Origin of the sequence: Pseudomonas citronellolis (assembly GCF_029335315.1) — a bacterium.
Lineage (GTDB): Bacteria > Pseudomonadota > Gammaproteobacteria > Pseudomonadales > Pseudomonadaceae > Pseudomonas > Pseudomonas citronellolis_A.
On sequence record NZ_JARJLT010000255.1, the window covers coordinates 1 to 10387 of the forward strand.

Consider the following 10387-nt stretch of genomic DNA (forward strand, 5'->3'; position numbering starts at 1 on the left):
GCCGCTGATTTTCCAGGCGTCGCCGGCCGGGGCGTTGCCACGGTCGTAGGGCTTGCCCAGCCACATGTAGACCAGCCCCAGGCCGATCACGATGAGGGTGGTCAGGACCATCGCGTAGTTGATGTACCAGGGCGCGTCAGGGCTGCGCGGCCAGGCCATGTTGACGATGGCGCCGAGGCCGTAGACCAGCGCGCCGACGTTGACCAGCGTGCCCCACTTGCCGAGGGTGAACTGGCCGCTGGGCACCCAGCCGCGGGCACGGGCGAAGAGCGCGGCGACGACGATCATCTGGAACGCCAGGTAGATGCCGATGGCGGCGAAGCTGACGATGGTCGCCACGGCGTCTTCGAGGACGAAGCCGAGGCTGATGATCACCGCCGGAATCACCCCGCACACCACCAGCGCCGGAACCGGCACGTGGGTGTTCGGCGAAATGCGCTTGAGCAGGCCGCTGCCGACCACCATCTCGTCCCGTGCATAAGCGTAGAGCAGGCGGCTGGCGGCGGCCTGCAGGCTGATCACGCAGGAGACGAACGACACCGTGACCACCGCCATCACCACCCGCGAGCCGATCGGGCCGAAGGCGTTGTTGAGGATGGTGCCGACCGGGTCGGTGTCCTTGCCGGAGATCACCGCGGCCATGTCCGGCACCGCGAGGATCAGCGCCAGGCAGGCGAACATCGCCGCCACGCCGCCGATGTAGATGGTCATGCGCATGGCCTTGGGAATGCGCTTGCTCGGGTTCGGGGTTTCCTCGGCGACGTCGCCGCAGGCCTCGAAGCCGTAGTAGAGGAACATCCCGGCCAGCGAGGCGGTGAGGAACGCCGGCAGGTAGGAGCCTTCCGCCGCGCCGATGCCGAAGGTGTCGAACAGCGCGCTGAACGGCTGGTGACGTTCGAACAGCAGCAGGTACACGCCCACCACGACCGCGCCGGCCAGTTCGCAGAGGAAGCCGAACATGGCGATGCGCGCCAGGGTCTTGGTGCCGCTGAGGTTGATCAGGGTGGCCAGCAGGGTCAGCACCAGGGCGACGTAGATGTTGGTGCTGGCGCTGGGCGCGAAGCCGAGCATGGCGGCGATGTACGGGCCGGCGCCGACGGCGACCGCGGCGATGGTCACGCACAGCGCGCAGGCGTAGATCCAGCCCACCATCCACGCCCAGCGCTTGCCGACCAGGCGCCGGGCCCAGGGGTAGACGCCACCGGAGATGGGGAACTGCGAAACCACTTCGCCGAACACCAGGCACACCAGCAGCTGGCCGAGGCCGATCAGCAGGTACGACCAGAACATCGGCGGGCCGCCGGCGGCCAGGCACAGGCCGAACAGGGTGTAGACGCCGACGACCGGCGACAGGTAGGTGAAGCCGAGGGCGAAGTTCTCCCACAGGCTCATGCTGCGATTGAAGTTGGAGGTGTAGCCCAGCGCGCGCAGTTGTTCTGCGTCGCGGTCGGCTGCGGATGGCACGCTCATGCGATATTCCTCGTGATGTGGGCAGCGGTGGCGGTTGGAAACCGGCTGACGTGACCGTCTGCCTGCGCCCTTGCGGGCTGTTCTTGTTGTGTACAGCTACAGCTGTGCGGCGAGGTCTGTCGCCCTCGGTCTGCGCGCCGGGCCTGGCGCGAGCGAGGCTCGCCCGGTGGGTCACCCGAAGCTCCCCTGCTTCGGGGGCGTGGCCGCGAGGCCGCGCCGGGTACCTGCACCCCCGCGTCGCCCGAGGCGGCGCGGGGGTGCCGATGCTTCCTCAGTGCTTGAACATCACGTGGCGGACCACGGTGTAGTCCTCCAGGCCGTACATGGACATGTCCTTGCCGTAGCCGGAGAGCTTCATGCCGCCGTGGGGCATCTCGGTGGTCAGCATGAAGTGGGTGTTGACCCAGGTGCAGCCGTACTGCAGGCGCGCGGACAGGCGATGGGCGCGGCCGATGTCGCTGGTCCACACCGAGGAGGCCAGGCCGTAGTCGGAGTCGTTGGCCCAGGCCAGCGCCTGTGCTTCGTCGTCGAACTCGGTGACCGAGACCACCGGGCCGAAGATCTCGCGGCGCACCACTTCGTCGTCCTGGCGGGCGCCGGCGAGCACGGTCGGTTCGAAGAAGAAGCCCGGACGCTCGGCGCGCTTGCCGCCGGTGACGACTTCGATGTGCGGCACTTGGCGGGCACGCTCGACGAAGCCGATGACGCGCTCCAGGTGCTGCTCGGTGATCACCGGGCCGAGCTCGGTGTCCGGGTCGTCCTGCTCGCCGTAGCGGATGCTGGCGACGGCTTCGCCGAGCTTTTGCACGAACTTGGCGTAGATGCCTTTCTGCGCGTAGATGCGGCAGGCGGCGGTGCAGTCCTGCCCGGCGTTGTAGAAGCCGAAGGTGCGGATGCCTTCCACGGCGGCGTCGATGTCGGCGTCGTCGAAGATGATCACCGGAGCCTTGCCGCCCAGTTCCATGTGCATGCGCTTAACGGTGTCGGCGGTGCCGGCGATGATGCGGCTGCCGGTGGCGACCGAGCCGGTCAGCGAGACCATGCGCACCTTCGGGTGGGTGGTCAGCGGCTCGCCGACGGTCGGGCCGCGGCCGAAGACCATGTTGACCACGCCGGCGGGGAAGATCCCGGCCATTATCTCGGCCAGGCGCAGGGCGGTCAGCGGGGTCTGCTCGGAGGGCTTGAGGACCACGGTGTTGCCGGCGGCCAGGGCCGGGCCGAGTTTCCACGCGACCATCATCAGCGGGTAGTTCCAGGGCGCGATGGAGGCGACCACGCCCACCGGGTCGCGGCGGATCATCGAGGTGTGGCCGGGCAGGTATTCGCCGGCGGCGGAACCCTGCAGGCAGCGGCTGGCGCCGGCGAAGAAGCGGAACACGTCGGCGATGGCCGGCAGCTCGTCGTTCAGCGCGGCGCTGTAGGGCTTGCCGCAGTTGTTCGATTCCAGGCGGGCCAGTTCCTCGGCGTTGGCGTCGATGGCGTCGGCCAGTTTCAGCAGCAGCAGCGAGCGGTCTTTCGGCGCGGTTTGCGACCAGCTGTCGAAGGCGGCGTCGGCGGCTTCCACGGCGGCGTTGACCTGGGCCGGGGTGGCCTCGGCGATTTCCACCAGGGCGGTGCCCAGGGAGGGATTGAGGACGGCGAGCTTCTCGCCTTCGCCGGCGACCAGTTGGCCGTTGATCAGCAGTTTGGTTTGCATGTGTAAGTCCTCTCGTTCAGGGCTTGCAGGTATTCGTCGATGTTTCTTTTATGGGGCCGCCGGTGTCGGCAGTCCTGAGGGGTTCTGTTGGTTAGGAGCGGGGGCTTTTCCCTCTCCCTAACCCTCTCCCTGAAGGGAGAGGGGATATCCGTGCCGGGCGATCCTCCGTGTCCGCCGGCGAACTCGGTGATAACCGGGCACGCCGAGCAGGCTCCCTCTCCCTTCAGGGAGAGGGCGGGGGGAGAGGGTCGCATGGCACGTGACTGTCACTTGCCGCTCCCGGCCACGCCCTCGCCACCCTTGGTCAGGTAGTAGGCGCCGAGGATCGGCAGCATGGTCACCAGCATCACCAGCATGGCCACCACGTTGGTCACCGGGACGTCGCGCGGGCGGGTCAGCTGGTTGAGCAGCCAGATCGGCAGGGTGCGCTCGTGGCCGGCGGTGAAGGTGGTCACGATGATCTCGTCGAAGGACAGCGCGAAGGCCAGCATGCCGCCGGCCAGCAGGGCCGAGCCGAGGTTCGGCAGGATCACGTAGCGGAAGGTCTGCCAGCCGTCGGCGCCCAGGTCCATCGAGGCCTCGATGAGGCTGTGCGAGGTGCGCCGGAAGCGCGCGATCACGTTGTTGTAGACGATCACCACGCAGAAGGTCGCGTGGCCGATGACGATGGTCAGGAAGCCTGGCTCGATCCCCAGGGTCTTGAACGCCGAGAGCAGCGCGATGCCAGTGATGATGCCGGGCAGGGCGATCGGCAGGATCAGCATCAGCGAGATGCCCTCCTTGCCGAAGAAGTCGCGGCGGTACAGCGCGGCCGCGGCCAGGGTGCCCAGCACCATGGCGATCAGGGTGGCGATGCAGGCGATCTTCAGCGACAGGGTGATCGATTCCAGCACGTCCTGGCGGCCGAAGGCGACGCTGAACCAGTGCAGGGTGAAGCCCTGCGGCGGGAAGCTGAACGCCGCGTCCTCGGTGTTGAAGGCGTACATGAAGATGATCAGGATCGGGAAGTGCAGGAACACCAGCCCGCCCCAGGCGGCCGCTTTCAGGCCGAAGGAAGCTTTCTCAGAGTGCATCGAAGGCCCCCAGGCGTTTGACGATGGACAGGTACACGGCGATCAGCATGATCGGCACCAGGGTGAAGGCGGCGGCCATCGGCATGTTGCCGATCGCGCCCTGCTGGGCGTAGACCATGCTGCCGATGAAGTAGCCCGGCGGGCCCACCAGCTGCGGCACGATGAAGTCGCCCAGGGTCAGGCTGAAGGTGAAGATCGAGCCGGCGGCGATGCCCGGGATCGACAGCGGCAGGATGACCTGGAAGAAGGTCTGCCGCGGGTGTGCGCCGAGGTCGGCCGAGGCTTGCAGCAGCGACGGCGGCAGGCGCTCCAGCGAGGCCTGGATCGGCAGGATCATGAACGGCAGCCAGATGTACACGAACACCAGGAAGCGCCCCAGGTTCGAGGTGGACAGGGTGTTGCCGCCGACGCCGGGCACGTCCATCAGCAGGTCCAGCAGCCACACCAGGCCGAGCTTCTGCACGAACCACATGGCCACGCCGCCCTTGGCCAGCAGCAGGGTCCAGGCGTAGGCCTTGACGATGTAGCTGGCCCACATCGGCATCATCACCGCGATGTAGAAGAACGCCTTGGTCTTGCCGGTGGTGTAGCGCGCCATGTAGTAGGCGATGGGGAAGGCCACCACGCCGCTGGCGATGGACACCGCGATCGCCATCGCCAGGGTGCGCAGGATGATGTCGAAGTTGGCCGGGGTGAACAGGGCGGCGAAGTTGGCCCAGGTCAGGTCCGGCGTCACCGTCATGGTGAAGTCGTCGAAGGTGTAGAAACCCTGCCACATCAGGGTCAGCAGCGAGCCCAGGTAGATCGCGCCGAACCACAGCAGCGGCGGTACCAGCAACAACGAGAGGTACAGCGTCGGCTTGCGGTAGAGCAGGTTGGACAGGCGCCGCAGCGGGCCGTTGCCGGCCGTGGGCGCTTGCGCGTTCATCGTCAGTTCCATCTCAGGCACCCTCGTTCAGCGCCACCATGGCCTCGCGCGCCCAGCGCGCGGTGACCCGCTGGCCCGGCTGGTGCAGCACGGCGCCGGCGTCCCACTGGACGTTGGCCTGGCTCAGGCAGAGGTTCTGGCCGTTGTCGAGGCGGATTTCGTAGCGGGTGGCCGCGCCCTGGTACTGGATGTCGTGCAGCAGGCCGCTGATCTCCAGGTCGCCGGCGCCGCGCTCGCCAGTGGCGAAGCGGATGTGCTCGGGGCGGATGGAGAACGGCTGGGCGTTGCCGGTGAGCTGCTGGGCGAGGTCGCCGCGCAGCACGTTGGAGGTGCCGACGAACTCCGCGACGAACGGGGTGGCCGGCTTCATGTACAGGTTGCGCGGGGTGTCGACCTGCTCGATGCGGCCCTTGTTGAACACCGCCACGCGGTCGGACATCGACAGCGCTTCGCTCTGGTCGTGGGTGACGAAGATGAAGGTGATGCCCAGCTGGCGCTGCAGCTTCTTCAGCTCGCTCTGCATCTGCTCGCGCAGCTTCAGGTCGAGCGCGCCGAGCGGTTCGTCCAGCAGCAGCACGCGCGGGCGGTTGACCAGGGCGCGGGCCAGGGCCACGCGCTGGCGCTGGCCGCCGGACAGCTGCACCGGCTTGCGCCCGCCGTAGCCGCCCAGGGCGACCATGCCCAGGGCCTCTTCGGCGCGGGCCAGGCGTTCGCCACGGGCCACGCCCTTGACCTTCAGGCCGTAGGCGACGTTCTCCAGCACGTTCATGTGCGGGAACAGCGCGTAGTCCTGGAACACGGTATTGACGTCACGCTGGTAGGGCGGCAGGCCGGCGGTCTCTTCGCCATGGATGCGGATGGAGCCTGCGCTGGGCTGCTCGAAACCGGCGATCAGGCGCAGGCAGGTGGTCTTGCCGGAGCCGGAGGGGCCGAGCATGGAGAAGAACTCGCCGTCCTTGATGTCGATGGACACCCGGTCAACGGCTTTCACCTCGCCGAACTGGCGGGAGACCTGGGTGAATTGAACAGCGGGGGTGGTCATGGGGCACGCTCCAGGGGCAGGAAATCGGCATACGAAGGCCCTGCCCGGAAATCAGAATTCGGGTGAAACGGATAAACGGGGAAAGATGAAAAGTCGTTCAGAGAGCGTCGCGAGCAGGCCCTCAGCCGTGCCCGGCCAGCGCACAGGAACCGCAGCGTACTTCGGTACGTGAGGGTTCCGAGCACTGCCCGGGCGCGGATCAGGGCCGCGCAGCAGCTATCTGGATGACTTTTAGCGGCCGCCCATGATCGCGATATAGTCCTGGGTCCAGCGGCTGTACGGCACGAACTTGCCGCCCTCGGCCTGCGGGGTTTTCCAGAAGGCGATCTTGTCGAACTGGTCGAAGCCGTTGGTGGCGCAACCTTCGCCGCCGAGCAGCTCGCTGGCCTTGCAGCCTTCCGGCGCGGCCGGCACCGAGCCGAACCAGGCGGCGACGTCGCCCTGGACCTTCGGCTCCAGCGACCAGTTCATCCACTTGTAGGCGCAGTTCGGGTGCGCGGCCTCGGCGTGCAGCATGGTGGTGTCGGCCCAGCCGGTGACGCCTTCCTTCGGGAACACGGTGGCGATCGGCTGCTTCTCGCCCTTCAGCGCGTTGGCCTGGTACGGCCAGGAGCTGGAGGCGGCCACGCCTTCGTTCTTGAAGTCGCTCATCTGCACGGTCGCGTCGTGCCAGTAGCGGTGGATCAGCGAGTGCTGCTTGCGCAGCAGGTCGAGCACGGCGCTGTACTGCTCCTCGGTCAGCTGGTACGGGTCCTTGATGCCCAGTTCCGGCTTGGTGCTCTTCAGGTAGAGCGCGGCGTCGGCGATGTAGATCGGGCCGTCGTAGGCCTGCACGCGGCCCTTGTTCGGCTTGCCGTCAGGCAGGTTCTGCGCGTCGAACACCACGTTCCAGCTGTCCGGCGCCTTGGGGAAGACCTTGGTGTTGTACATCAGCAGGTTCGGGCCCCACTGGTACGGGCTGCCGTAGGTCTTGCCGTTGACGGTGTACCAGGGCGCGTCCTTGAGGCGCGCGTCGATGTTCTTCCAGTTGGGGATCAGCTCGGGGTTGATCGGCTGCACGCGCTTGCCGTAGATCAGGCGCAGGGAGGCGTCGCCGGAGGCGGTCACCAGGTCGTAGCCGCCCTTGGCCATCAGGCTGACCATCTCGTCGGAGGTGGCGGCGGTCTTCACGTTGACCTGGCAGCCGGTGTCCTTCTCGAACTGGGTGACCCAGTCGTAGGCCTTGTCGGACTGGCCGCGCTCGATGTAGCCCGGCCAGGCGATGATGTCCAGGCGGCCTTCACCGGCGCCGACGGCCTTGATGGCGTCGGCGGCCTGAACGCCGGCGCTGGCCAGCAGGGCGGTGGTGATGGCGCTGAGCAGTGCGGTCTTGCGCATGTGGAGTCTCCCTCGTTGTTGTCTCTATTGGTGGGGCAGTGATCAATCGAGCAACGGCCCTCGCGCGGCGTGCCGCCGGGGCATTTCTTATGTACCGGCGGGGGGCGCCCGCCGGGTCGTTCAATCCAGGCGGTCGCCGTGGCGGGCCATGATGTGGCGCACCACGCTGTAGTCCTGCAGCGAATCGCTGGACAGGTCCTTGCCGTAGCCCGAGCGCTTGAGGCCGCCGTGCGGCATCTCGCTGGCGAGCATGAAATGGGTGTTGATCCAGGTGCAGCCGTACTGCAGGCGGTTGGCGATCTGGAAGGCCTTGTCCAGGTTCTGCGTCCACACCGAGGAAGCCAGGCCGTATTCGGAGTCGTTGGCCCAGTCCACCGCCTGCTCCAGCTGGTCGAAGCGGGTCACGGTGACCACCGGGCCGAACACCTCGCGCTGGACGATCTCGTCCTGCTGCTTGCAGCCGGCCAGCAGGGTCGGCTGGTAGTGGAAGCCGGGGCCGGAGTGCACGGCGGCGCCGGTCACCCGTTCGATGTGCGGCTGGCCGAGGGCGCGTTCGACGAAGCTGGCCACGCGGTCGCGCTGGCGCGCGCTGATCAGCGGGCCGATCTCGTTGTCCTGGTCGCGCTTGCGGGCGAAACGGATGCTCGCCACCGCCTCGCCGAGTTCGGCCACCAGACGGTCGTGGATGCCGGCCTGGGCGTAGATGCGGCAGGCGGCGGTGCAGTCCTGCCCGGCGTTGTAGTAGCCGTGGGTGCGGATGCCCTGGACCACGGCGTCGATGTCGGCGTCGTTGCAGACGATCACCGGCGCCTTGCCGCCCAGTTCCAGGTGCGTGCGCTTCAGCGTGCGCGCGGCGGCCTGGAGGATCTTCTGCCCGGTGACGATATCGCCGGTCAGCGACACCATGCGCACCTTGGCGTGGCTCACCAGGTGGCTGCCGACGCTCTCGCCGCCGCCGCAGACGAGGTTGAGCACGCCGGGCGGGAGGATATCGGCCAGCGCCGGTGCCAGCGCCAGGATCGACAGCGGGGTGTGTTCGGAGGGTTTGAATACCAGGGTGTTGCCGGCGGCCAGGGCCGGGGCGATCTTCCACGCCGCCATCATCAGCGGGTAGTTCCAGGGCGCGATCGAGGCGACCACGCCCACCGGGTCGCGGCGCACCATGCTGGTGTGCCCGGGCACGTACTCGCCGGCCAGTTGGCCCTGCTGGCAGCGCACGGCGCCGGCGAAGAAGCGGAACACGTCGGCGGTGGCCGGGATATCGTCCTGGCGCGCCAGGTGCAGCGGCTTGCCGCAGTTCAGCGCTTCCAGGCGGGCGAGCGCGTCGGCGCGCTTGTCGATGGCGTCGGCGATCGCCAGCAGCGCCGTGGCGCGCTGCGCGGGCGTGGTCCGCGACCAGGCCGGGAAGGCGCGCTGGGCGGCGTCGATGGCGCGTTCGAGTTGATCGGGGGCGGCGTCGGCGACCGAGACGAGGGTTTCACCCGTGGCCGGGTTGAGGATGGCCTCGGCGAGGCCCTGACCGGGCGTCAGCTGACCGTCGATCAGCAGCTCGGTATACAGGGTCGGAGTGCTCGCTAGGGCATTCATCTTCGCGGCTCGTTTCTTCTCGGTCTTGTTTTCGGGGGCCATTGGCGTGCTCCGGAAGGGCGGCCCGGAACTGACCCTTTTGTAGGTAACGAGAGACTAGAGTCCGGGCTTGAGGTCGACAAATTCTAAATACTGAAAGTGGCATTCGAAAAAATCGAATGCAGCTAGATCGAGGGCCGCTTGGCGTTGGGCTGCTCGCGGGCCACGGTCAGGAACGGGTCCACCAGCGCCGGCCGCGCCGTGCCGCGGCGCCAGGCCAGGCCGACGTCCAGCGGCTCGCCGAGGTCCACCAGCGGGCGCGCCTCGATGATGTCGCCCTCCAGCGACCAGGGGCGGTAGGTCATGTCCGGCTGGATCGACAGGCCCAGGCCCGCCGCCACCAGGCTGCGCACCGCTTCCACCGAGGCGGTGCGCAGGGTCACCTGCGGCAGCAGCCCGGCGCGCGACCAGATGCGCTGGGTGTGCAGGCCCATCTCGTCGGCGTTCAGCTGGATCAATGGCTCGCCGGCGACATCCGCCAGGCCGATGCTGTCGCGCTCCAGCAGCGGATGCTGGGCGGGCAGCCAGAGGCGGTGCGGTGAGTGGGTCAGCACCTCGGTCTGCAGGGCGTGGCGGTCTTCCAGGTTGGACAGGATCAGCACGCCCACGTCGATCTCGCCGCTCACCAGCAGGTGTTCTATATAAGGACGCTCGTCCTCGACCACGCGGGTCTGCACGTTGGGGTAGGCGCGCTGGAAGCGGGTGATCAGGTCGGCCAGGTAGTAACCGGCGACCAGGCTGGTCACGCCGATGGTCAGGTGCCCGGCGACCTGGTCGGTGCTCTGCTGCAGGTTGCGCTTGGCGTTCTCTACCGTGGCCAGGATCAGGTGCGCCTGGCGCAGGAACTGGTGGCCCTGGTGAGTCAGGGTCATGCCCTTGGCGTGGCGCTCGAACAGGCGCACGCCGATCTCCTCCTCCAACTGCTGGATGGCCAGGGTCAGCGTCGACTGGGAAATGAACACCGCCTGGGCGGCGGCGGAGATCGAGCCGGTCTCGGCGACGGCGATGAAATGGCGGATCTGGCGCAGGGTCATCATGACGGCGGGGCCCGTGCTGAGGTGCTGGCATCCTGCCGCTGTTCAGGGCGGCTGGCCAGGGTGGATTGTTAGGCTTTATAGAAAATATACAGGAGCATTCTTTTAAATCGAATGAAAGCTCTGAAATCGATATGCCGA

8 protein-coding genes and 1 other RNA gene are annotated in these 10387 nt (G+C 67.6%); all 9 read right to left on the reverse strand.

Features of this window, described 5'->3' with window-relative positions:
* Nucleotides 1–1470, reverse strand: a 1470-nt coding sequence (locus tag P3W75_RS19335; RefSeq protein WP_276228919.1) for an APC family permease, incomplete at its 3' end; no start/stop codon positions are given.
* A 271-nt stretch (nt 1471–1741) separates the two neighbouring features.
* Nucleotides 1742–3166, reverse strand: coding sequence for a gamma-aminobutyraldehyde dehydrogenase (locus P3W75_RS19340; RefSeq protein ID WP_276228920.1), 1425 nt, complete (start codon nt 3164–3166; stop codon nt 1742–1744).
* Between the two features lie 266 nt (nt 3167–3432).
* Nucleotides 3433–4239, reverse strand: a complete 807-nt coding sequence (locus P3W75_RS19345) for an ABC transporter permease (protein ID WP_276228921.1) — start codon at nt 4237–4239, stop codon at nt 3433–3435.
* Nucleotides 4229–5179: an ABC transporter permease gene (locus P3W75_RS19350; protein WP_430765389.1), complete on the reverse strand. Its 951-nt coding sequence runs from the start codon at nt 5177–5179 to the stop codon at nt 4229–4231. The genes P3W75_RS19345 and P3W75_RS19350 overlap by 11 nt, the downstream gene beginning before the upstream one ends.
* 1 nt (nt 5180) lies before the next feature.
* Nucleotides 5181–6209 (reverse strand): ABC transporter ATP-binding protein, encoded by a 1029-nt coding sequence (locus P3W75_RS19355; protein WP_276228923.1) that lies wholly within the window; start codon nt 6207–6209, stop codon nt 5181–5183.
* A gap of 94 nt (nt 6210–6303) precedes the next feature.
* Nucleotides 6304–6379: non-coding RNA, sX9 sRNA (locus P3W75_RS19360), on the reverse strand.
* 61 nt (nt 6380–6440) lie between these two features.
* Nucleotides 6441–7586 carry a putative ABC transporter substrate-binding protein YdcS gene (gene ydcS / locus P3W75_RS19365; RefSeq protein ID WP_276228924.1) on the reverse strand — a complete coding sequence of 382 codons (1146 nt, stop codon included), beginning with the start codon at nt 7584–7586 and terminating at the stop codon, nt 6441–6443.
* Nucleotides 7587–7706: 120 nt separating this feature from the next.
* The gene (locus P3W75_RS19370) at nt 7707–9173 is read right to left on the reverse strand and encodes a gamma-aminobutyraldehyde dehydrogenase (RefSeq protein ID WP_430765390.1); all 1467 of its coding nucleotides are present in this window, start codon (nt 9171–9173) and stop codon (nt 7707–7709) included.
* Between the two features lie 164 nt (nt 9174–9337).
* Nucleotides 9338–10249, reverse strand: a complete 912-nt coding sequence (locus P3W75_RS19375) for a LysR family transcriptional regulator (protein WP_276228926.1) — start codon at nt 10247–10249, stop codon at nt 9338–9340.
* Nucleotides 10250–10387 lie beyond the last annotated feature (138 nt).

Excerpts from the sequence above, each read along its gene's own strand:
- P3W75_RS19345 (WP_276228921.1), bottom strand. The coding sequence starts at position 4,239 with ATGCACTCTGAGAAAGCTTCCTTCGGCCTGAAAGCGGCCGCCTGGGGC.
- ydcS (WP_276228924.1), bottom strand. The coding sequence starts at position 7,586 with ATGCGCAAGACCGCACTGCTCAGCGCCATCACCACCGCCCTGCTGGCC.
- P3W75_RS19350 (WP_430765389.1), bottom strand. The coding sequence starts at position 5,179 with ATGGAACTGACGATGAACGCGCAAGCGCCCACGGCCGGCAACGGCCCG.
- P3W75_RS19340 (WP_276228920.1), bottom strand. The coding sequence starts at position 3,166 with ATGCAAACCAAACTGCTGATCAACGGCCAACTGGTCGCCGGCGAAGGC.
- P3W75_RS19355 (WP_276228923.1), bottom strand. The coding sequence starts at position 6,209 with ATGACCACCCCCGCTGTTCAATTCACCCAGGTCTCCCGCCAGTTCGGC.
- P3W75_RS19375 (WP_276228926.1), bottom strand. The coding sequence starts at position 10,249 with ATGATGACCCTGCGCCAGATCCGCCATTTCATCGCCGTCGCCGAGACC.
- P3W75_RS19370 (WP_430765390.1), bottom strand. The coding sequence starts at position 9,173 with ATGAATGCCCTAGCGAGCACTCCGACCCTGTATACCGAGCTGCTGATC.